The 22,389-nt window shown below is 61.7% G+C and carries 21 protein-coding genes, 1 tRNA gene and 1 pseudogene; 18 read left to right on the plus strand and 5 right to left on the minus strand.

The genetic code is table 11. The features are described from left to right. The 3 genes from M727_RS0125515 to M727_RS0125525 all read left to right on the plus strand — a co-directional run. Positions 1-764, plus strand: a 764-nt coding sequence (locus tag M727_RS0125515) for a diguanylate cyclase (protein WP_027155016.1), incomplete at its 5' end; no start/stop codon positions are given. Between the two features lie 113 nt (positions 765-877). Continuing rightward, complete coding sequence (locus M727_RS37445) at positions 878-1,873, plus strand: CBASS cGAMP-activated phospholipase (RefSeq protein ID WP_051505738.1); 996 nt, start codon at positions 878-880, stop codon at positions 1,871-1,873. 117 nt (positions 1,874-1,990) lie between these two features. Continuing rightward, positions 1,991-3,088, plus strand: coding sequence for a 5'-nucleotidase (locus tag M727_RS0125525; protein WP_245269003.1), 1,098 nt, complete (start codon positions 1,991-1,993; stop codon positions 3,086-3,088). 218 nt (positions 3,089-3,306) lie between these two features. Here the strand turns inward: M727_RS0125525 and M727_RS0125530 are convergent, their stop codons facing one another. Beyond that, positions 3,307-4,113: an undecaprenyl-diphosphate phosphatase gene (locus M727_RS0125530; RefSeq protein ID WP_027155018.1), complete on the minus strand. Its 807-nt coding sequence runs from the start codon at positions 4,111-4,113 to the stop codon at positions 3,307-3,309. 182 nt (positions 4,114-4,295) lie between these two features. Here M727_RS0125530 and M727_RS0125535 point away from each other — a divergent pair, with 182 nt between their 5' ends. The 10 genes from M727_RS0125535 (at position 4,296) to M727_RS0125585 (ending at position 14,485) form a co-directional block, all read left to right on the plus strand. Beyond that, the gene (locus tag M727_RS0125535) at positions 4,296-4,988 is read left to right on the plus strand and encodes a glutathione S-transferase family protein (RefSeq protein ID WP_023803685.1); all 693 of its coding nucleotides are present in this window, start codon (positions 4,296-4,298) and stop codon (positions 4,986-4,988) included. Next, positions 4,969-6,129, plus strand: a complete 1,161-nt coding sequence (queG, locus tag M727_RS0125540; protein ID WP_027155019.1) for a tRNA epoxyqueuosine(34) reductase QueG — start codon at positions 4,969-4,971, stop codon at positions 6,127-6,129. The genes M727_RS0125535 and queG overlap by 20 nt, the downstream gene beginning before the upstream one ends. Next, a complete protein-coding gene (locus tag M727_RS0125545) occupies positions 6,126-7,028 on the plus strand; it encodes an SDR family oxidoreductase (protein WP_027155020.1) in 903 nt (300 codons plus the stop codon). The genes queG and M727_RS0125545 overlap by 4 nt, the downstream gene beginning before the upstream one ends. Before the next feature lie 24 nt (positions 7,029-7,052). Beyond that, positions 7,053-8,261, plus strand: coding sequence for a penicillin-insensitive murein endopeptidase (gene mepA, locus M727_RS0125550; protein ID WP_027155021.1), 1,209 nt, complete (start codon positions 7,053-7,055; stop codon positions 8,259-8,261). Between the two features lie 322 nt (positions 8,262-8,583). Continuing rightward, complete coding sequence (locus M727_RS0125555) at positions 8,584-9,603, plus strand: glucokinase (RefSeq protein WP_027155022.1); 1,020 nt, start codon at positions 8,584-8,586, stop codon at positions 9,601-9,603. Between the two features lie 111 nt (positions 9,604-9,714). Then, positions 9,715-11,583: an ABC transporter ATP-binding protein gene (locus M727_RS0125560; RefSeq protein WP_027155023.1), complete on the plus strand. Its 1,869-nt coding sequence runs from the start codon at positions 9,715-9,717 to the stop codon at positions 11,581-11,583. After that, positions 11,580-12,422 (plus strand): 4-hydroxy-tetrahydrodipicolinate reductase, encoded by an 843-nt coding sequence (gene dapB, locus M727_RS0125565; RefSeq protein ID WP_027155024.1) that lies wholly within the window; start codon positions 11,580-11,582, stop codon positions 12,420-12,422. The genes M727_RS0125560 and dapB overlap by 4 nt, the downstream gene beginning before the upstream one ends. A 33-nt stretch (positions 12,423-12,455) precedes the next feature. Continuing rightward, positions 12,456-13,076 carry a 2,3-bisphosphoglycerate-dependent phosphoglycerate mutase gene (locus M727_RS0125570; RefSeq protein WP_027155025.1) on the plus strand — a complete coding sequence of 207 codons (621 nt, stop codon included), beginning with the start codon at positions 12,456-12,458 and terminating at the stop codon, positions 13,074-13,076. A 68-nt stretch (positions 13,077-13,144) separates the two neighbouring features. Next, a tRNA-Leu gene (locus M727_RS0125575) sits at positions 13,145-13,229 on the plus strand. 947 nt (positions 13,230-14,176) lie between these two features. Continuing rightward, entirely contained in the window at positions 14,177-14,485 is a 309-nt protein-coding gene (locus M727_RS0125585; RefSeq protein WP_027155026.1) for a hypothetical protein, read from the plus strand. Between the two features lie 320 nt (positions 14,486-14,805). On the opposite strand, the gene M727_RS0125590 is transcribed toward M727_RS0125585, so the two are convergent. Both M727_RS0125590 and M727_RS37450 read right to left on the minus strand, forming a co-directional pair. After that, a complete protein-coding gene (locus M727_RS0125590; RefSeq protein WP_027155027.1) occupies positions 14,806-15,273 on the minus strand; it encodes a hypothetical protein in 468 nt (155 codons plus the stop codon). A gap of 689 nt (positions 15,274-15,962) precedes the next feature. Beyond that, positions 15,963-16,800, minus strand: a pseudogene (locus tag M727_RS37450) (ATP-dependent DNA ligase). 252 nt (positions 16,801-17,052) lie between these two features. On the opposite strand from M727_RS37450, the gene M727_RS0125605 reads away from it, so the two are divergent. Beyond that, positions 17,053-17,247, plus strand: a complete 195-nt coding sequence (locus M727_RS0125605) for a hypothetical protein (protein WP_027155029.1) — start codon at positions 17,053-17,055, stop codon at positions 17,245-17,247. 36 nt (positions 17,248-17,283) lie between these two features. On the opposite strand, the gene M727_RS41765 is transcribed toward M727_RS0125605, so the two are convergent. Together M727_RS41765 and M727_RS0125630 are read right to left on the minus strand one after the other, a co-directional pair. After that, positions 17,284-17,451 carry a hypothetical protein gene (locus M727_RS41765; protein ID WP_156941629.1) on the minus strand — a complete coding sequence of 56 codons (168 nt, stop codon included), beginning with the start codon at positions 17,449-17,451 and terminating at the stop codon, positions 17,284-17,286. Positions 17,452-18,213: 762 nt separating this feature from the next. Further along, positions 18,214-18,426 carry a KTSC domain-containing protein gene (locus M727_RS0125630; RefSeq protein ID WP_027155031.1) on the minus strand — a complete coding sequence of 71 codons (213 nt, stop codon included), beginning with the start codon at positions 18,424-18,426 and terminating at the stop codon, positions 18,214-18,216. A gap of 247 nt (positions 18,427-18,673) precedes the next feature. Between M727_RS0125630 and M727_RS0125635 the strand changes: the two genes are divergently transcribed. The 4 genes from M727_RS0125635 (at position 18,674) to M727_RS0125650 (ending at position 22,389) form a co-directional block, all read left to right on the plus strand. Next, on the plus strand, positions 18,674-19,042 hold the full coding sequence (locus M727_RS0125635) for a DUF2934 domain-containing protein (RefSeq protein WP_027155032.1): 369 nt from the start codon (positions 18,674-18,676) through the stop codon (positions 19,040-19,042). Between the two features lie 221 nt (positions 19,043-19,263). Further along, on the plus strand, positions 19,264-20,466 hold the full coding sequence (locus M727_RS0125640) for an ABC transporter substrate-binding protein (RefSeq protein WP_027155033.1): 1,203 nt from the start codon (positions 19,264-19,266) through the stop codon (positions 20,464-20,466). 76 nt (positions 20,467-20,542) lie between these two features. Continuing rightward, positions 20,543-21,409, plus strand: coding sequence for a branched-chain amino acid ABC transporter permease (locus M727_RS0125645; RefSeq protein WP_027155034.1), 867 nt, complete (start codon positions 20,543-20,545; stop codon positions 21,407-21,409). A 5-nt stretch (positions 21,410-21,414) separates the two neighbouring features. Further along, positions 21,415-22,389 (plus strand): branched-chain amino acid ABC transporter permease, encoded by a 975-nt coding sequence (locus M727_RS0125650; protein WP_023797267.1) that lies wholly within the window; start codon positions 21,415-21,417, stop codon positions 22,387-22,389.

Raw genomic sequence — 22,389 nt, forward strand, 5'->3', positions numbered from 1 at the left:
TCTCGACGGGTTTTGCCGATTTCGATCCGCTCAGGCTCTGCTCGCAACTGCGTTCGCTCGATCGCACCCGTTTCGTGCCGATCATCCTTCTGGCGCAGGAGGGTGAGGAGGGACGCATCGTCCGCGGCCTCGAGCTCGGCATCAACGACTATCTGATGCGGCCGATCGACCAGCAGGAGCTGACCGCCCGGCTGCGCACGCAAGTGCGGCGCAAGCGCTACAACGACCAGCTCCGCGGCAGCGTCACCCAGACCATCGAGATGGCGGTCACCGATTCTGTGACGGGGCTGCACAATCGCCGGTATCTCGACAGCCATCTGCAGACGCTGTTCGACCGCGCCGTGGCGCGGCGGCGGCCACTGTCGGTGGTGATCACCGACATCGACCATCTAAAATCGATCAACGACACACACGGCCACTACGCAGGCGGCGACGTGCTGCGCGAGTGCGCGCGGCGATTGCGCAATAATATCCGAGGCATCGACCTTGCATGCGTTTTCGGCGTCGATGAATTCGTCGTGGTGATGCCGGACACGGACGGCACGGTCGCCGAAAAGGTCGCGGAGCGTATTCGCGCCGAAATCGCCCATATGCCGTTTGCCGTCGGTCACGACGGCAAGACGATCGAGGTTACCGTCAGCGTCGGCGTGTCGTCGGTGCTGAAGGGTGTCGACTCAGTTGCCGGGCTGATGAAGCGCGCCGACCTCGCGCTCTACGCAGCCAAAAACGGCGGCCGCAACCGCGTCGTCGTTAATCTTGATTGATTGTTTGTGCGCCTGACATCGATATAAAATTTGACGTTCTTTTATCTGTTAGAAGTCGAGTTAGCGTCGCGTAGCATGAAGGCCGTATTTCACAAGTCATTCGGAGCCAATAAATGCCATTCAACATCTTGTCTTTAAGCGGTGGCGGTTATCGCGGATTGTTCACAATTGAGGTGTTGGCAAGGTTGGAGCGGCAAGCCGGCAAGCCGATTGGCCAATGCTTCGATCTCATCGCCGGGACCTCGATCGGAGGGATTATCGCCATCGGGCTGGCCATGGAGAAAACTGCCAAGGACATAAGAGATATATTCTTAGAACAGGGGCCCTCGATCTTCCCTAAAGGGGAGCCTGCTGCGGGGTGGATCGGAAGGAAGGTAGCTCAGTACAAACTCTATACAGGTGGTCCCAAGTACGATGGGATTGCTCTCCGCGCGACCATCGAAAAGATTGTCGGAAAAGACACACTCATCGGACATGCGCGAACCAGATTGCTGGTACCAGCGGTGAATATGACGAAAGGAAGCGTGCAGATATTTAAAACGCCACACAGTTCCGGTGTCGTTGTCGATCTTCACCGCAAGGCAGTTGACGTTGCCATGGCGACATCTGCTGCACCAACATTCTTTCCGATGGCCAAAATTGAGAGCAGCTACTACGCAGATGGAGGTCTGGTCGCAAACTCCCCAGACGCTTGCGCGCTCCACGAGGCTGTGCATTTCTGCAACCAGCAGATGTCAGACATCACGCTCTTGAGTGTGGGCACTACTACCACAGGGTTTTCGCTGCCAACATCACTGGGCCCAGATCTGGGCGTCACCGGGTGGATGCAAAACGAGCGCCTAATCTCAACGGTAATGTCCTCCCAACAGCAGATTGTGGACTTTATGGTCGAGCATCAACTGCAGGATCGATACTTGCGTATCGATGCGCGGCCCTCGAACGAACAGATCATCGACCTTGGCCTCGATTTGGCCACGCCCGCTAGGCGAGAGACCCTTCTTGGGCTGGCAGAAGGGGCGTACCAGAAAGTTGCCGGCTCGCCATTTATGGAGAGAGTGTTCGCGCACCAACCCGGCAAGACAGACTTTCCAGCAATGCTCGGCAAATAAATGTTTGCCGTAGTCTCACTCGTCCATCAACCTGGTTGCTCAGCGTACGCACCAGCCGGCCGCCTGGAGCTGTCTCGTGTTTTTTGATTTAAAAGAGCGGCTGACGGATAGGACATCGTGACGAGCTACGACCGATTTTTTGGTTGGTTCTCTGGCGAGCGGTTCGCCTCGGACCAGGCCGTGGGGAGCGATACGACCGACGGTGGAAAGTTCAGGTGGAGTAAGCACATGGAAGTTGTCGATCCCTCGCTTGAGCTCAGGGACAGCAATGGGAGTGGCGACGCTGGGGATGAGCTGAGGGTCAACCCCCTGCGAATCGGAATCTCGACGCGCGCGCTCTTCGATTTGGAGGAGGAGCATCGCGTATTCGAGGAAAATGGCGTCAAGGCTTATGCCGCAATGCAGCTTGATCGGGAGGACGTGATCCTGGGCAGGGGCGCGGGCTTTGAGGTTGTTGAGCGCCTTCTTGCGTTGAACAATCCTGGCGCGGCTCCGTATGTCGAGGTGATCCTCTTGTCGCAGAATTCGCCCGATCTCTCTCTCCGGGCGTTTAAGTCGATTGATCACCATGGCCTTATAGTAAAAACCGGCAGCTTCACTAGCGGGCGCTCGCTTGCGCCCTTGGTACCGGCGTGGGGCATCGACCTGTTTCTCTCGAACGCGGACGCAGACGTGAAAGGAGCGGTGGTCGGCGGTGCGGCTGCCGCTCGGCTCGGCGTGGCACCCAAGGACCGTGCCGAAACGCCGGCCGGCGAGGTTCGGGTCGCGTTCGACGGCGACGCAGTCGTGTTTGGTCCTGAGTCCGACGCAATCTACAAGGAGCAAGGCATTGACGCCTTCCTAGCACATGAGACCGCGAATGCTAGCAATCCGATGGCGCGCGGTCCATTTGGCAATTTTCTCCATAAGCTGTCGGCATTGCGCCGGGTCTTCCTCGATGAGGGCAACGTCAGCAAGGTTCGGATCGCGCTTGTTACTGCTCGGAACGCGCCTGCGCATGAGCGGGTCATACGCACGCTAAGGGCTTGGGGAACTCCAGCCGACGAGGCGCACTTCGTCGGCAGCCGCGAGAAGGCACCCATCCTGAAGGCGCTCGGTGCTCACATATTCTTCGACGACCAGGAGAAGCATGTGTTTGGAGCGGCGGCAGTGGTCCCTGCAGGCCATGTTCCTGGGCCGCACGATCCAGCTGCGCCGGTAATACCCGCAGGCTGAGTCTGTGATTAGGAACGGGGCATTGAAACGATGCCGCTCCTCAGCTGGCCGTAGCAGGGACAACCCGGCGAGGACGATTTTTATGTCTGTAGCAGAGCGCCACGGCAGGCGCATTTCCCAGAAAACGCAGCGCCTAAAAGCGATCTTTCACCCTGCTGGATTAGTGGGTCCTCAGCTAGGCTAAAGCAAACCGCGCCCTGGCCAATAACTGCGCCGCCTCAGCCCCAGACGAACAGCGCCGCCAGGCCGACGGTGCCGATGACCAGCCGCCACCAGCCGAACAGCGAATAGCCGTGACGCGAGACGTAGTTGAGCAGGAAGCGCACGACGATAAGCGCCGCGACGAAGGCGGCGATGAAACCGGCGGCGATGATGGGCAGATCGGCGCTGGTCAGCACATTGCGGTTCTTGAACAGGTCGAAGGCGAAGGCGCCGACCATCGTCGGCATGGCGAGAAAGAAGGAGAATTCCGCAGCCGCCCGTTTGTCGACGCCCAGAAGCAGCGCGCCGACGATCGTCGAACCGGAACGCGACGTGCCGGGGATCAGCGAAAGGCACTGGAACAGCCCGATCTGCAGATAGAGCCGGAGCGGAAACCGCTCGACGTCGTGATAGAGCGGCTTCGGCTTGAAGCGATCCACCCACAACAGGACCAAGCCGCCGATGATCAGCATGACGCAGATCAGCCTCGGCGATTCAAACAGCACCGTCTTGATGAAGCCATGCGCCAGCGCGCCGATGACGGCCGCCGGCAGAAAGGCGACGAGGATGCCGAGAACGAAATGCCGCGTCACCCGATCACGCGGCAGATCGACCAGCATCTGCCACAGGCGATGGAAATAGACGCTGAGGATCGCCAGTATGGCGCCGAGCTGGATCAGGATCTCGAAGGCCTTGCCGGTCGAATGGAAGCCGAGAAAATGACCGGCAAGCAGGATATGGCCGGTTGACGAGACCGGAATGAACTCGGTCATGCCCTCGATCATGCCGAGCAGCAGCGCTTCGACAATGGTCTGGCTTTCCATGGAAACCTCGGCGTTCGAGTGAGAGCTTTGAAGAACGGCTTGCTTGTCATGGCGCGGAACTCCTCCTATAGGTCGCAGCACCCTGACGGCCCTTTGAATCGGGGCGGCCCCCCGGAGTCGGGGCGGCCAAGACTTACCGGCGCAGCCGGCGATTTGCCAGTGCGCTCTATTATCGCGGGACCATGCTGACGCTTTTCCACCACCCGATGTTCGCCACCTGCCGCTTCGTTCGCCTCGCTTTCGGCGAGTATGGCGAGGAGCTGGCGCTGATCGAGGAAAAGCCGTGGATGCGGCGCAAGGAGTTCCTGGCGCTGAACCCGGCCGGCACGCTGCCGATCCTGCTTGCCGAGGGCGACGTGCCGATCGTCGGCGCCATGGTCATCGGCGAATATCTCGACGAGACGCGCGGCGTGCTCAAGCGCGACAAGCGGCTGTTCGCCGAGGACCCAATGGAGCGCGCCGAAATCCGCCGGCTGACCGACTGGTATCTTAACAAGGCCGATAGCGAGGTGACGCGGCACCTGGTGCGCGAGCGCGTGCTGAAGCCGATCATGCCGGAAACGGCGGGCGGCGGCTCGCCCGATTCGGCGGCGATCCGTGCCGCGCGCGCCAACATCCGCCAGCATATGAAATACACCAACTGGCTGGCCGGCACCCGCCATTGGCTGGCCGGCAGCAAGGTCACCTATGCCGACCTCGCCGCTGCGGCTGCGCTGTCCGTGCTCGACTATCTCGGCGAGATCGACTGGCGCGAACACGCTGCAGCGCGCGAATGGTATGCACGGGTGAAATCACGGCCATCATTCCGGCCGCTTTTGTCCGACCGGGTGCGCGGCCTGTCGCCGGTGTCACATTATGCGGACCTCGATTTCTAGAGCGCAAAACCTGCGCGCGCTGATCGACCGCGAGGCGCGGCGCGCCGGTTTCGATGCCGTTGCCGTCACCACGCCCGATGCGATCCCGCAGGCGCCGGCCCGGCTTGCCGCATTCGTCGCCGACGGCTTCCACGGCTCGATGGACTGGATCGCCGAGACGCTCGAACGCCGTGGCGAGCCGATGGCGCTTTGGCCCGAAGTTCGCTCGATCGTCGTGCTGGCCATGAACTACGGGCCGAACCACGACCCGGGCGCGGTGCTGCGCAAGCGCCAGCGCGGCGCGATCTCCGTCTATGCGCAGAACCGCGATTATCACGACGTGATCAAAGGCCGGCTGAAAGAGATCGCCGGCAAGATCGTGGCGCGCTCTGGGAGCGACGTAAAAGTGTTCGTCGACACCGCCCCGGTGATGGAAAAGCCGCTGGCAGAAGCCGCCGGCCTCGGCTGGCAAGGCAAGCACACCAATCTGGTCAGCCGCGAACACGGCTCCTGGCTGTTCCTTGGCACCATCTTCACGACGGCCGAGCTTGCATCCGATACGCCCGAAGACGACCATTGCGGCTCTTGCCGCGCCTGTCTCGACGCCTGCCCGACCGACGCCTTTCCGGCTCCCTACCGGCTCGATGCGCGCCGCTGCATCTCCTACCTCACCATCGAGAACAAGGGGCCGATCCCGCACGAATTCCGCGAAAAAATCGGCAACCGCATCTATGGCTGCGACGATTGCCTGGCCGCCTGCCCATGGAACAAGTTTGCCCGGGCAGCGTCCGAGGCAAAGCTCGTCGCCCGCGCCGATTTGCGCGAGCCGCCGCTCGCCGAGCTCCTGGCGCTCGACGACGCTTCCTTCCGGTCGTTCTTTAGCGGTTCGCCGGTCAAGCGCATCGGTCGCGACCGCTTTGTCCGCAATGTGCTGATCGCCGCCGGCAATTCCGGCGAACCCTCGCTCGGCAACGCTGTGCGTGCGCTGCTCGGTGACGCCTCGCCGCTGGTGCGCGGCGCAGCGGTTTGGGCGCTGTCGCGGCTTGTGCCGGCTTCGGAATTCGCCAAATCGGCCAGCGCTGCGGTGAAAGCAGAAGGCGACGAGGCCGTGCGACGCGAATGGCGCCTGGCGCTGGCAAACCAGATCGAGGCGCATGCATGAGCGAGAAGCAGATCCTCACTTTCGGCGCCGGCTATTCGGGCAAGGCATTTGCCCGCGCCAGCACGGATGCCGCCACGATCCTTGGCACGACACGCGCAGCGGAGAAGTTCGAAGCGCTGCGGCAAGCCGGAATCCAGCCGCTGCTTTTCGATGGCGCGCTGACGCTTGAAATCAGCGACGCGCTCGAGAAAACAACCCACCTCGTCATTTCGGTGGCGCCGGAAGAGGCCGGCGACCCGGTGCTGAATGCGGCGCGCCAGGCAATCGCGAAGATGCCGGCGCTCGAATGGATCGCCTATCTCTCCACCGTCGGCGTCTACGGCGACCATGGCGGCGGTTGGGTCGACGAGACCGCCGAATGCCGGCCGCTGTCGAAGCGCTCGATGCTGCGTGTCGCCGCCGAGCAGGACTGGCTGAAGCTGGGTCGCGACATCGGCCGGCCGGTGGCGATCCTGCGGCTTTCCGGCATTTACGGGCCGGGCCGCAATGCCCTGGTCAATCTGGAAAACGGCACCGCGCGGCGGCTGGTCAAGCCGGGCCAGGTGTTCAACCGCATCCATTGCGACGACATTGCCGGGGCGCTCTGGCATCTGCTCAAGGACATCAGCGGCGGCATCTTCAACGTCACCGACGACCTGCCTGCGCCGCCGCAGGACGTCGTCACCTATGCCGCAGGGCTGATGGGCGTCACACCGCCGCCGGAAATTCCGTTCGAGACCGCCCAACTTTCGCCGATGGCGCGGTCCTTCTATGGCGAGAACAAGCGTGTCGCCAACACGGCGATCAAGGCGGCCGGCTATCGCTTCCGCTTTCCCGACTACCGGTCGGCCTTCGACCATATGTGGGTTTCGGGCAACTGGCGCGACGGCGAGGCGCGCAGCCCGATGAAGCGGTCGTGATCGAAATCGCGCGCCGGGCGTGCTATGATTCGACTTAATTTGCAGAGGGGTTCTGCTTTCATGACGATGTTGAAGCGATCATTGCGCGGTAAATCGCTGCTGCTAAAGCGCTTCGCAACGCGCTTTAGATCTCTGTTTACGCATGTCGTTGTCCCAAAACCGCTGCGCACTTTTGGGCGACATGCATTAGCAACACTCGCCGTCCTCGCCGTGGCGGGGCTTGCAGCGCGACCTGCGGCGGCCGAGGAACTGGCGAAAAACCTGTTCGGCGCCAAACAGCTGCCGGCCGTGGCTGCGCCGCAGTCGATCGGTTTTTATTCCAAGGGCTGCTTTGCCGGCGGCGTCGCCATACCCCTGAACGGCCCGAAATGGGAAGTGATGCGGCCTTCGCGCAACCGCCGCTGGGGCCATCCGACGATGATCGCGCTGATCGAGAAACTGTCGCGCGACGCCGCGGCCGATGGCTGGCCCGGCCTTTTGGTGGGCGACATTTCGCAGCCGCGCGGCGGTCCGATGCTGACCGGCCATGCCTCGCACCAGATCGGCCTCGACGCAGACATCTGGCTGACGCCAATGCCCGACCGCAAGCTTTCGCTCGAGCAGCGCGAAAACATGAGCGCCACCTTGCTTGTCGACGAAAAGACCCATTTGGTTAAAGATGCGCTCTGGGCGCCGGCGCATACGCGGCTGCTTAAGCGCGCGGCAAGCTATGCGGAAGTCGAGCGCATCCTGGTCAATCCCGGCATCAAGAAGAAGCTCTGCGACACGGTGAAAGGCGACCGCGGATGGCTGCGCAAGGTCAGGCCGTTCTGGGGCCACGACTATCACTTCCACATCCGCATCGGCTGCCAGCCCGGCTCGCCCAAATGCAAGGCGCAGGAAAACACGGCGCTAGGCGACGGCTGCGACCAGTCGCTGGCATGGTGGTTCACCGAGGAGCCGTGGCGCCCCAACAAGAACCCGGACAGGCCGAAAGCGCGCGACCTGATGACGATGGCGAGCCTGCCCGCAGCATGCCAGGCTGTGCTCGACGGGCCAGATCCGGCTTCGGCGGAGGCGGTCACCTATTATGGCGACGGCGTGCCGGTCGCGGCTGCACCCGTTCTCACCAAGGCTCCGTCGCCGGCGCGGGCATCGGCAAGCGGCGCGGCAGCCCTCCCGGCCACGGCCAACGCCTACGCCGAAACGCCCGAGATCGGCATTCCGCTGCCGCGACCCCGGCCGGGAGGCTGAGGCCAGCGCCTCGGCTTCCAACTGGAGTCAACCAACTGTTGGGGTTGGCGCCGCCCCTCATTGCCCTGCCGGGCATTTCTCCCCGTATAGTGACGGGGAGAAAGGGCTGGCCGCTGCCTTGGCGCCCTGCCTGCGACGCTGGTGATTGGCGAAACCGGTGACAAGACCGCCCCTCTCCCCGTCTATACGGGGAGAGGATGCCGGCAGGCAGGTGAGGGGCGGCGCCAACGCACTCCCCTGAAGCGACTTTCCCTTTCCCGGGTCATGCGCTAGTCAACAAAAGAACGGCGGAACGCCACTGGGAACTGGGACGGACGAGAGCATGCCAGGCGACGACGACACAGTGCTGCAGTTTCCGGTCCTGATCGGCGACATCGGCGGCACCAATGCGCGCTTTTCGATGGTGCTCGACGCGACTTCGGAACCAACCGAACCGCAGATCGTCCAGACCGCCAATTTCAACACGATCGACTCAGCGATCCAGGCGGCGGTGCTCGACCGCTCGTCGGTGCGGCCCAACTCCGCCGTGCTGGCGGTGGCCGGCCCGGTCGACAGCGACGAGATCCCGCTCACCAACTGCCCGTGGATCGTCAAGCCGAAAAAAATGTTTGCCAGCCTCGGCCTCGGCGACGTCGTGGTGCTCAATGATTTCGAGGCGCAGGCGCTGGCCGTCGTGGCGCTCGGCGAAGAGCATATGGAAAAGATCGGCGGCGATGCGCCGGAGCCCAATGCCGGGCGCGTGGTGCTTGGCCCCGGAACCGGGCTTGGCGTCGCCGGCCTGGTCCACGCGTTGAATCACTGGATACCGGTGCCCGGCGAGGGCGGTCACATGGATATCGGGCCGCGCTCGCCGCGCGATTTCCAGGTGTTTGCGCATATCGAGAAGCTCGAGGGCAGAATCTCCGGCGAACAGATCCTGTCCGGGCGCGGCCTCGTCAATGCCTATCGGGCGGTGGCCAGGGCGGACGGCAAGCCGGCGCCGTTGACCACGCCGGCCGAGGTCACCGCCGCGGCGCTGGCGAAGTCAGATCCGGTGGCCGAGGAAGCGCTGTCGCTGTTCGTCACCTGCCTCGGGCGCACCGCCGGCGACCTTGCGCTGGTGTTCATGAGCCGCGGCGGCGTCTTCCTGACCGGCGGCATCGCGCAGAAAATCTTGCCGGCGCTGAAGACCGGCAATTTCCGCGCCGCCTTCGAGGACAAGGCGCCGCACAGCGAACTGATGCGCACCATGCCGGTCTATGTGATCACCCATCCGCTGGCAGCGCTTTCTGGCCTTGCCGCCTATGCCAGAAACCCATCGCTGTTCGGCGTCCAGACCGCAGGGCGGCGCTGGCGGGCCTGACCGCACGAAGTTTTGCCGGCCATTGCCATAGGCAAGCCGGCACCGGGACGCTAAGAGGATTGCCGAATTAACCCGGCCGGAGCCGGACCGACATCGCGGAACGATCCCGACTTGAACCAGTCGCCAAACACCCAAGCCCCAAACACCCAAGCCAAAGCCCGGCCCGGCGAGGTCGTGGCGGTGATCCGCCGCATCCTCGCCGAGAACGGCCGTGACTATCGCTGGTATTATGTTCTGGCCGTTCTGTGCCTGGTGATGGTTGCGGCCACCACCGCCTTCACCGCCTGGATCATGAAGGATGTCGTCGACCAGATATTCTACCAGCAGCGCGGCGATCTCATTGCGCTGATCTGCTTGTTGATCCTGGGCGCCTTCATGCTGCGCGGGCTGGCTACCTACGGCCAGGCGGTGACGCTGGCCAGGATCGGCAACAATCTGGTGGCGCGCTACCAGCGCCGCATCTTCGCTCATCTGATGAAGCTCGGCATCGGTTTCTTCAACGACACGCGCTCGGGACGGCTGGCCGCCCAGATCAACGAGAACGTCAACGGCATCCGCGACCTGCTGTCGATGACGCTGACGTCGTTGGCACGCGACGCCGTATCGCTGATCGCGCTGATCGGCGTCATGATCTGGCAGGATCCGATGCTGTCGCTGATGTCGCTGCTGATCGGGCCGCCGCTGATCTACACCGTCGTCTATCTGACCCGCAGAATAAGGCGTGCCACGCGCGAAGCCGTGCAGATAAACGCGCGGCTGATCGGCGCCATGCAGGAAGCAACCCAAGGCATCGCCATCGTCAAGGCGTTCACGCTGGAGGACGAGCTGTCGCGCCGCATCAGCGATCTTGTCGCCGGCGCCGAGCAGCGGGCAAACCGCATCGCCCGCGTCTCGGAACGATTATCGCCGATCTCCGACATGCTGGCCGGTTTCGCCGTCGCCGGCGTCATCGCCTATTCCGGCTACCGGGCAGCCGTCGGCGGCCAGCCGCCCGGCGCGGTGTTTTCCTTCATCACCGCCCTACTGCTTGCCTACGACCCGGCCCGGCGGCTGGCTCGCATGCAGGTCGGCATGGAACGGGCGCTGGTCAATGCGCGCATGATCTACGAGTTGCTCGACCTCGAGCCGCAGCAGGGCGACGCGCCCGGACCGGCAGAAGCGAAGATTACCCGGGGCGAGGTGCGCTTCAACAATGTGTCGTTCGGCTATGTCGCCGACTCCCCGGTGCTGCAGGATCTCAGCTTCGTTGCCGCCGCTGGCAAGATGACGGCCATCGTCGGCGCCTCGGGCGCCGGCAAGTCGACGCTGGTGGCGCTGCTGCAGCGTTTTTACGATGTCGAGGCGGGCAGCATCGAGGTCGACGGCCAGGACATTTCGAAAGTCACCAAGCAGTCGCTGCGCCGCTGCATCGCCTATGTCTCGCAGCAGCCCTATCTGTTCGAAGGCAGCATTGGCGACAACATTCGCTACGGGCGGCTGAGCGCCAGCGACGCCGAGATCGAGCTGGCCGCGCAACAGGCCGAGGCTGATGGCTTCATCCGCCAGCAGCCGCAGGGCTATGACACCCCTGTCGGCGAAGGCGGCCTGACGCTGTCGGGCGGCCAGCGCCAGCGCCTGTCGATCGCCCGCGCCATCGTCCGGCAGGCGCCGATCCTGCTGCTCGACGAGGCGACCTCGGCACTCGACAACGAAGCGGAAGCGCGCGTCCAGCAGGCGCTGACCCAGATCATGGCGGGGCGCACGACCATCGTCATTGCGCACCGGCTGTCGACCGTGGTCAATGCCGACCATATCATCGTGCTGGAACAGGGCCGGCTGGTCGAGCAAGGCACGCATGCCTCGCTGATGGCCGACCCGCACAGCGTCTATGCCCGGTTCCACCGGTTGCAGGGCAACAAGGGGCTGGGGCTTGTCGACGACGGCAAGCCAATCCAAACTCTGCTGCGGCGCGCGAAAAAAGCGATTGGGAGAAATTTATGAGCGGTACGGCCACAAACGACCCCCCCGTCAGTGAAATGGGCCTGGTGGTGGTCGGCGCGGCCGGAAGGATGGGCCAGGCGCTGATCCGCGCCATCCACACCATTCCGGGCGCCCGCGTCGCCGGCGCGATCGAGCGGGCCGGCTCGCCGCATCTCGGCAAGGATGCCGGCGAACTGGCCGGCATCGGCACTATCGGCGTGGTGATCGGCGACGATCCGCTGCCGGCTTTCGCCAGGGCCGACGGCGTCCTCGATTTCACCAGCCCGGCGGCGACCGTCGAATTCGCCGGCTATGCGGCGCAGGCGCGCATCGCCCATGTCATCGGCACCACCGGCTGCTCGGCGGACGACAATGCAAAGATAGCGGCGGCGGCGCGCCACGCGACGATCGTCAAGTCAGGCAATATGAGCCTCGGCGTCAATCTGCTGGCGGTGCTGGTGGAGCAGGCGGCGCGCGCGCTCGATGCCGACGATTTCGACATCGAGATCCTGGAAATGCACCATCGGCACAAGGTCGACGCGCCGTCGGGCACGGCGCTGCTGCTCGGTGAAGCCGCCGCCGCTGGCCGCGGCATCGACCTTGACGGGAACAGCGTGCGGTCGCGCGACGGCCATACCGGCGTGCGCAGGACCGGCTCGATCGGCTTCGCCACGCTGCGCGGCGGCTCAGTGGTTGGCGACCACAGCGTCTTGCTGGCCGGCACCGGCGAGCGCATCACGCTCGCCCATCACGCCGAGGACCGGGCGATCTTCGCCCGCGGCGCGGTCAAGGCCGCACTGTGGGCGCGCGGCAGGAAGCCGGGCCTGTATTCGATGCGCGACGTGCTCGGACTCGCCTGAGACGATCTCATCCACCAAACTGAAGGAGCAAAAATGTCGGGAACTCTCGTGCTCGTGCGCCATGGCCAGAGCGAATGGAACCTGAAGAACCTTTTCACCGGCTGGCGCGACGTCGACCTGACCGAATTGGGCCACGCCGAGGCCAGGGAGGCGGGCGCCAAGCTGAAGGCGCGCGGCATGAAATTCGACATCGCCTTCACCTCGTCGCTGATCCGGGCGCAGAAGACCTGCCAGCACATTCTCGACGCCGTCGGCCAGAGCGATCTCGAGACTATTCGCGACCAGGCGCTGAACGAGCGCGACTATGGCGACCTCTCCGGCCTCAACAAGGACGACGCGCGCAAGAAATGGGGCGAGGAGCAGGTGCATGTCTGGCGCCGCTCCTACGACGTGCCGCCGCCCGGCGGCGAAAGCCTGAAGGACACCGGCGCGCGCGTCTGGCCCTATTATCTGCACGACCTGCAGCCGCATGTGCTGCGCGGCGGCACAGTGCTGGTGGCGGCGCACGGCAATTCGCTGCGCGCGCTGATCATGGCGCTGGACGGCAAGTCGGGCGAGGAGATCGTCAGACTCGAGCTCGGCACCGGCGTGCCGGTCATCTACAGGCTCAACGCCGATTCGACGGTGGCATCCAAGGAAGTGCTGGCCGGCTGAGCCGGCGGGGCAGCTTTCAAAAAAGCGCGTTGACACTCACCCTTTGCCCGCCTAAAGAGCCCGCACCAGCCCAGATGGCGGAATTGGTAGACGCGCACGGTTCAGGTCCGTGTTCCGCAAGGAGTGGAGGTTCGAGTCCTCTTCTGGGCACCATCATCTTGTAAGTACCTGATTTCATTCAGGTTCTGATTCGCTTTTCCAGTTCGGCCCAGTTGTAACAGTGACTGTTATAGTCGGGGCTCGAATCGGAGGGCGACACTGCCCGAACGGATGATGACGCGCAGCGGCACTTTTTACTGTCGAATTTGGGTTCCTACGGACATTGCCCCTATATACGGGCGACAACTCGTGGTCCGATCCTTGCGCACAAAAGATCTCAAAACCGCCAAGTCGCGTCTCGCCCGCAAGAGCGTCGAACTGGAAAACCGGTTCGACGAAATTCGTGCCGATCAGATCGCCGGTGACAATCACGGCGCTGCTCCACATGCTTTCCGCTTTGCATATAGGAGAGTCGGGCCGGAGTGCGAAATGCAAATCTTCCGCGTTGAATTTCAAACTGAGACACTACCAACGGTCGAACGGCTAGTGGGCCGTGACGAGGATCGTCAGCTAAACCGGCGTCGTAATGCACAATGGCGTCGAGGATCGTCTTGGTAGATATTCTGAGCGGGGGAATGTCATCCCGATGTAGGCGCCGGGGTAAGGCAGCGGAAGATTAGCGTCTAGTGCCGTTGTTGCTGTTGCTTCGGTTACCGGCTCAAAGTGGCTATCTGGGAGAGATCGGCGATATCGCCATAGATCATCGAACCTTTGACGAGAAAACACTTGTCACCGAGGACTTCGAAGAGTGAGCTTGACCAGGTTCTTCGAATTGGCGTACGTACCGGGCGCCGCGGTTTCGACCTTACGGTCCGCGGCTTCGGCATAGCTGACGCTGATCGCGAGCATAGCGATGGCAAGCTGGCTCGGGGATAAGCAAGGTCGCGACATCCATCCAAAATAGCACCGGCCCTTGATGGGCTTCGTCCATCGATTGGATGAAGCGGTCACCTATATTAGCTATCACTTTACTAAGGTGCCGGCCGCTCCAGACTCATGGAATGGTGTGGGGAATGGGGATTGGAGATCTGGTGGCGATCACGGTCACCGTCCGCAGACGGGTCACGGAGGACCGCGTTAGCGTTTCCATCCCGAGCTATGGATTCCCGCATTCGATCATCGATCATACCACGGTCAAGAAGGGGCAGCAGATCGAGCTTACCGGCGAGGTCACGCGCATGGACGAGGAAGGCGGCAGGGTGACCGTCGATCTCGGACCGCTGGTGACGGTCGACATGGGGAAGATTAGGCTGGTCGAGAAGTACAGTCCGCCAAAGCGAAAAAAGCCGCTACGGGACATGGTGGATTAAACCCGCTTATGACTTCCGTGATCGCGTACCTCCGCCCGCCCCCAACCTCTGTTAGCTTGTTTGTGCGGCGGACCCCAATCCGCCTGGCCGGCGCCCTACAGGCAATCTACCCCAACGCCCCCCACAAGCGGCGCCGGCCACCCTCACAGCCCCTCCTTCGTAAGTTGGCTTCCAATCGCGATTGCGCTGCCCGCTGCTGGCCTTCGTAGTCAGGAATGATTGTGAAGAAGGATGGCGTTGGACCGGCTGACGATCCGTCTTCGAAGCAACGGCGGAAAGCGCCATGACGGGTTTGAGATGGATGGACTGTTTAACGGTTCTCAGCAACCTTCCGCCTTTAGGGATCGCACCATTCGCACCACAATCGGATCGTACGGGATTTTTTCATCGCTGCTGTAATTTATGACAAAGAGCGCGGCACGGTCGTTGCAGACCGCAATGGCGCGGACATACCGGATCTGTTCGTTCTTGATACCCGAGTAGCTGGCCCATCTCGGCGTGACGCGCCTATACGTCAGTTTCCAGCCCTCCTTTTCATCCTCGACCATGCGGTGCTCGATCTCGGCGCGAAAACTGTGCTCGCCGAGCCTTGCGCCCCACACGGTAAGAAGGGCATCGTTTTCGCCCCGAAATTCCGCGCCCTGGTCCGAACGCTGCGTCAGGACAAAGCCAGGGGGAACATCGAATATGAAGCCAAACTGCCTGACGCCGAAAAGCTGCCACGCTTGCGCTTGGAGAAGCGTGCTGCAAAATAAAACCGAAACGAGGCTCAACAGAAAACGTGCCATTGGCATTAAATTAGCGTCGCGTCATATGTGTCCAGACCGGACCAGATTGGCGACAAAGAAAAAGTAGCAGACGACTTGCCGCTGATGTCAGCCTCGTGCGCGAAAGAAGCGGCCCGCTGCCGGGAGCAGCGAGCCGCACGAATTGGCCGGAAGACGGAGGTAGCGGCCAGGGCACCCCCTCCGCCAGATGCCATTCGCGTCGCTGCGTGGATAAGATGCGCGCTGCGCTCAGTTGGCGCGAAAATCGCTTGAGGCAGAGAACTAGCCTTGGCCGCCCCTTGCTGAGCCAATAGGAATATGGTCCTCATACCCCCGTTGCGGCGATCCTCAAACGGAGATCGCAAAAATGGCCAGACACAAACTTTCCAAACAGCTTTCAGAAGCCGAAATCGCACGCTTTCTCGCGGACGCTGAAAAGCTCCACAAAAGCATCACTCGGCCGCTCATATCGCCTCGCAGCGACCACTACAGGACATTGCGGACATTGAACGAGGCGCTGTTGCAATCCGTTATCGACGTAACCGGAAAGACTGCTCCTTGGGTGCAGTGGGGTACTACAGGCCCAGCACCGGATCGATCAGACTTAGCCCCGTAAAAGGGCCCCTCAGTGTGGAAGCTTGCGCGGGCTTCACATTGTGCAAGAAGTCCGTACCGCGGGTGCTCATTCCGTCACAAGCCGGCGGAACGTATTAAGTTCCTTCGTCCCAGAAATCCTGCAGCGAGGCGTGCCTTAGGTCTTCCTCGCCTCTCAGGTGCTTCACGCGGGCCATGATGCCCGGCTTGACCCACTGAGTTGCCGGCCGCTTTGGCATGTCCTTGGGCGGTGGCCCGGCATGTTCCTGGACACGCTTCCACAGCCGTTCCCGCATCTCGCGATTGACGCTCACGAACGCACTGCCGACATATTTGCGAGTGCCCGGTTCCGCCATGAGTGCAAACGCTGGCTTGCCCCGCTCGCGTTCGACGCCAAGAAGTTCAAACTCGCTTTCGGTGAAAGATTTTGTCTTCAGCCAATTGGTAGTCGGACCGCTGCGGTATTTAGAGCCCGCGCGCTTTGATAGCATTCCCTCGAGGCCGGCCGTGTCGACGAGGTGATAAATCGCGTTCGCCTCGCCTGGCAGCGCCTCGCTGAATTGGATTCGGCTGCCGGGTTCAATAAGTCCGGCCAAAATATCCCGCCGGTCTTCCAGTGCCATGTCGCGAAGGTCATGGCTGTTGAGGTGTAGAAGATCGAAAGCGACGAAGTAGAGGTCGTGCTGGCGCCGCGTGATCGCCTTCCGCAGGGCGGCAAATCCGGAATGCCATCCTCATTCGAGACGATAATTTCGCCATCGATGATGGCGTTCTGTACGTTGAGACCTTTGGCTGCCTCGGCGAGATCGCGGTACTTGGCAGTCCAATCAAGGCCTCTCCGAGTGAAAATGCGAACGCCACCGTCCTCGATGATAATTTGCGAGCGGTAGCCGTCGAATTTGGCTTCATGCATCCAGTCATCGCCTTGGGCGGCTTGGCGACCAAGGTAGGCATCATCGGAGGAATGAACTTAAGCCGGCCGCCGGCATTCACTCTTTTAGGCACCAAATTGACTCTTAGGCTCATCCGATTTGACAGCCAGAGGAACGGAACGTGACCATTTTACTAAATTAGTAATGTTGCATGTATCTGCTTATGGTAGAAGTAGCCGGCGACCGTCCCGCAAGACGCCCCGCCCGGTTAGGCCCAGCGGTCACCACCCAAACTCCAACTGACTGCTGGGCCGCCCCATCTCAGCGAGAAAGCATGGACGGCCAAGAGAACATCCGCAACGCCTGGGCCGCCCTCAAGCTGGTTCGCATGGCTATTGAACAGACCTGCCCCGCCGGCGTGCTGCCAAGCGAGGAAGCCGTTGTGCTGCTCTACGGCCCGGAGCCCATCCATGAGGGCGAAGCCCTTGCTAAAGCCATCATCGAGACTGTCAACCGGCTAACCCGATGAACGCCAACGGAACGCCAAGAGCCGAAGCCACCGATATTAGGTTTTTGGCGCGCCGCATCGCCCTTTGAGAATGGCGATCTCAGTTTCGTGGTCGCCGCCCGACATCAAAAAGCCGGCTGCATTTAGAACGTCGTTGAACTCTGCCAAACCGGCAAAATAACTGGAGAACTTTTTCCCGAATTGCTTATCCGTCGCGCTTGGCATTTGAGTGCCGAGCCAAGTCCGAGCATGAGGCCATCGAAATCAAGCAAGGTTGTGGCGGCGAGCCGGACCTTTGCCGCGCGTTGGTAGGAGGGATCGCGTGGGGGAACCGGCGTCGACAAGAACACGTTGCTAAGTCATCGAACTTCACAAAAGGATTCGCGCGATGTTGAGAGACTTATCTCGCGAGGAAGAGAAACGCGGCACCGGAAGGGTGCTCATGTGGGGCGCCGTGATCGCCGCTTTGCTTTTTGTTGCGCTAATGGCCGTGTTCGTCCTCGGGCCGTTCTGGTCTTAGCCACCATGGACGAATGAAGCCCGCGCCCCAAGGGGGGTAAAGGACAGGCATCGCGAAACGGATGTGGAGAGGACGCCACATGCAGCAACCGCCGCACATCGTGCCGATGCGGGGCGCGCATGAGCGCGGCCCTACTGATGCCGCGCGAGCCGGTGCATGGGTGCGTTTGCTTCGGCCAAACTAGCCAGCGCTTGCTCGACTTTTTGAGCCGAGGCGTCAGTACGCTTGATGTGCCGGATCATTTGCTGCCTCAGCCGCGCGAGCCTTTCGGCGCGATATACATCGCCGTATCTCGCAGTTTCAAGGTGGAGGGTCGCGAGCCTCATGGACGACGATTCCGATTATCTAGCAATAGAATTCGCGAATCCGCCTTTCGTTCCGATGTCCGACCTTGCCCTCGCAAAGGCTGGCGGCCGCGACGAATGAGCCGCATCCCTGCCAAAAGAGAGATCGTCCGCTGATGCTGCTCAGTCGACCGCGGGTCCAACCAGACGGTAGCGGAAGTGATTGCGGATGTGTTCGTTGAAGAAGCGGCCCTTGGCAAAGGCGGCTTCGAACGCGGCGAAGGTCTCCGGCGGCACGTCCTCAAACTCGTACCATTTGCCGCTGGCGACGAACCACACCGAGAGGATTCTGCTGTCGGGATCGTATGCCATTTTTCGTATCGAGGTCGATGGCATGATATGGCTCGATCAAAGGTCTTCAACGATCGCAGAGCCTGTCACGTTCCTTCGTGGTGTTTGCTCCCGAGCAGCGCACGAGGATTTTCTCCAGGCCACCTCACGCATCGCGGCATCGCAAACGCGGCAGGCACGGTCTTCCGGAAGCTAGCCTTCCGGGTCTCTCTTTTCTCCGAAATAGGCGTCTAGGGTCGGATCGTTCCGACGCTCCTTCGCGTTGGGTGAGAACCCACAAGGAGGAACGTTCATGTCAGACGACAAACAGGAACGCATTCGGCGCCGCGCATATGAGATCTGGGAACGAGAAGGCCAGACGCACGGTCTGCACGAGCGTCATTGGAATCAGGCGACCTTGGAAATCGAGAAGGAAGACCGCTCGCTTGGTGCTCGTCCACCGGCAATGTCCGGCGCCGACGTACCAGCTCCCGCGCAGGCCCAAAGCCGAGAGAAGCAAGGCAAGCGCGCCGCTGGTCAATCGGATGTTGAGGCAGCGGAAGCGCTGGCGATGAGAACAGGTATAACCGGCGACCAAGCTCAAGACCTTATCGATCGCCTCGGTGACGATCCGCTGGCACTCGATGAGGCGGCGCGGAGCCTCAGGGCATCCGAAAGGTAACCGCAGGCTTACTCAAGCAGCCCATCGCTGTACCCGATCTCTCGAGCAAAGCACCGAACCGCGATCGGTCCTACGTTCTTCATCTACGACCGCTCACAAGATTGTCAACAATCTGAGAACGTTTGGTTGACATGTGATGGATTTGAGCCTTCACTCACAAAAGTCCGCGTATCGGTCGAGTTCTGTCGCAACAATGCGCGGCCTCCAAAGGGGAAAGAACAATGATCAACAGACGTTCAATAATCACATTCGCCGCGCTCGGCGCCGTCTCCGCGCTGGCAATTATGGCCGGCGGCACAATCACGGTGCACGCCGCCAACAAGGAACTCAAGATCGGCTTTGTCGGCGTGACGAGTGGCGCGGCCGCTGCGTGGGGCACATCCAACGTCCGCTCGATGCAGACACGCGCCACCTGGATCAACGAAACCGGCGGTGTGAAGATTGGGGACGAGACCTATGACATCAAAATCGTCACCTTCGACGACCAGAAGGACCCGAAGCGGGCGATCGCCGGCATGGAGAAGATGGCCCAGGAGGGCATCCACTATGTCGTCGGTCCGAATGTCGACGACGGCGCGGCGGCGGTGCGTCCCGTGGCAGAATCCAAGGGCATCATCTATTTTCCCTACGCATTCCCGAAGGAACTCTACACCCCGCCGGCGTCCAACGCCGTGCTCGGCATGATCGCCAACTACCAGTCGGCTCCGGCGATCTACAAATATCTCATGGAAAACAGGGGCGTGAAAAAAGTTGCCTTTGTCGCCGCCAACGAATCCGATCCGCTGAGCCAGCGGGATGGCGGTGTTGCCGCGGCAAAGGCGCTCGGGCTCGAGGTTGTGGCTGCCACGGATGTCTACCAAAACGATACTCGCGATTTCACGCCGGTACTGACGCCGATCGTTTTGCAAAAACCGGACCTGCTGGTGCTTTCGGGTGTCGCGCCCGGGAATGCGCCGCTGCTGATCCGCGCCGCGCGCGAGCTCGGCTACGAAGGCCTGATCTCCACCGAAACGGCGCAGGATGCCAAGGTGCTGGAAGAGGGCGCGGGCGAGTTGGCCAACGGCTTCATCTCGGTCGGCGGCGCATCGACGCCCGAAATCGCGTCCGACACGATGAAGGAGTTCGTCGAACGCTATACGAAAATGTTCGGCGAATACAATGACGAGTCCAACACCAAGGTCTATGCGCTGGAATACATCATCGAGACGCTAAAGGCGAACCCGGCCGCGATCGACAATGTCGAGGAGTTCAAGAAGACGATCGACACTTTCTCGGCGCCCAATCCCTATCTGAAGGACGATGCCAAGCTGACCTATGTCGGAATGACGTCGTTTGGCCAGAAGCGCCAGCTTTCGGTCCCGATGGTGGTCACGGAATACCGCGACGGCAAGTTCGAGACGCTCTTCGTCGCTCAAGTCGATTGACGCAACTGCACCGAAGCGGATTGCCGCAGAGGCTCGAGCATTCGTCTTCAGCCTCTGAACGGCCGGAACCATCCTGATGGAACAAGTCATCGCCAACGGGCTTTATCTTGGCGCGCAATACGCCTTGATCGCGCTCGGTCTGACCCTAATCTTCGCGCTGATGAACGTGCTTAACTTTGCCCATGGGCAGATGTACGTTCTCGGCGGCTTCGTCACCTACACCGTCTATGGCCAGCTCGGCATGCCTTTCGTCGTCGCGCTCGTCGCGTCCGGGATCACGCTGCTGGTCATTGGAGCGCTTGTCGAGAAATTCCTTTTCAGGACGGTGATTAAGCGAAGTGTGCGGGAGGAAAGTACGATGCTTCTCGCGGCGGCGGTCGCATTCTTCCTCGACGCCGTGATCCTCCTCCTGTTCGGTGAAAAGCAGCGCGGCGTGCCGAAGATCGTCAACGGCGTCTTCGTCTCCGACAGCCTCATAATGCCTTACGACCGGCTGCTGGTCGGCGCTCTCGCCATACTGTTCATCGCATCCTTCGTGCTTTTCATGCAGTACAGCAAGCCGGGACGCGCCATGAGGGCGCTGGCGCAGGACCGGGTCGCGGCGCAGCTGATGGGCGTCGAGGTCGACCGCTATTCGATGATCGGCTTTGCGCTCGGTGCCATGCTTGCCGGCATAGTCGGCGGGCTGCTTGTCGCCATCACCGGCGTCAATTCGGGCATCGGCGGGCCGATCTCGATCAAGGCGTTCTTGATGGTGATGATCGGCGGGGCCGGCGTGGTCAGCGGAGCGATCGCCGGCGGCTTCATCCTCGGCATGATGGAATCGGTCTGCCTGACGGTGCTACGCCAATATGGCGACGTCACGTATCTCGTCATCTTCGCCGCGCTCATGGTGTTTCTGAGCATCCGCCCGAACGGGCTCATGGGCAAGCCGTGGGGATGATGGACATGAAGCGTACACGCAACATCCTCGCCGTCGCTGTCTTCCTGCTGGTCGTACTCGTCGGCGTGCCCTGGCTGATCGAGGCGACCGGTCGGCTCGACCTCTACTACACGCTGACCTCGGTCGCGCTGCTCAGCATAGCCAGCGCCGGGGTGTGGGTGACTTTCTACATCGGCCGCATCAATATCGGCCAGGGCGCCTTCGCGCTTATGGGCGGCTATGTTTCGGCCATTCTTGTCGTTCAGTACGGTGTGTCGTTCTGGCTGACACTGCCGCTGGCCGGGCTATTCTGCGCCGCTGCAAGCGTGCTGATCGGACTGCCCATCCTCAGGCTTCGCGGCGTCTATTTCGCCATGGTCACGCTGGTTTTGACCGAAGTGGCGCGGCTGCTCGCGCTGGCGCTGCCGATCACCAACGGAGCCAAGGGCATGGTCAGCATTCCGCTCCCCGGCGGCATCTCGATCTTCGGGCTGACAATCCTTCCAGATTTCGCGACGCTCGCCAATCCGCGTCCCGCCTTCTATCTGGTGTCGGTTGTGCTGATGGTGCTGTGCTTTGCGGCACTCTACCGCCTAGTCCATTCGCGCATCGGCAAACTCTGCCAGTCGTTGCAGCAGAACGAGGAACTGGCCTCCTCGATCGGCGTCAACATCGCCTATCTGCGCGTTATCGCCTACGCCATCTCCTCATTCCTCGGCGGTCTCGGCGGTGCGATGTTCGTCGCCATCTCGCAGTCGATCTATCCGTCGAGCTTCACCGTCACCGACTCGGTGAACTTCATGCTGAACTGCTTCCTCGGCGGGCTCGGCCACGTCTTCGGGCCGATGATCGGCACCTTCGTGCTCTATTTCGGCTGGGATTTCCTGTTCGAGACCGGCGAGTTCCAGTTGCTGATCTTCTCTTCGGTGCTGATCGCGCTGATGCTGTTCCTTCCCAACGGCCTGCTCAGCCTCAGGCTGTTCGGCAAGAAGCAGGGCTAG

Origin of the sequence: Mesorhizobium sp. WSM2561, from assembly GCF_000513915.1 — a bacterium.
Classification (GTDB): domain Bacteria; phylum Pseudomonadota; class Alphaproteobacteria; order Rhizobiales; family Rhizobiaceae; genus Mesorhizobium; species Mesorhizobium muleiense.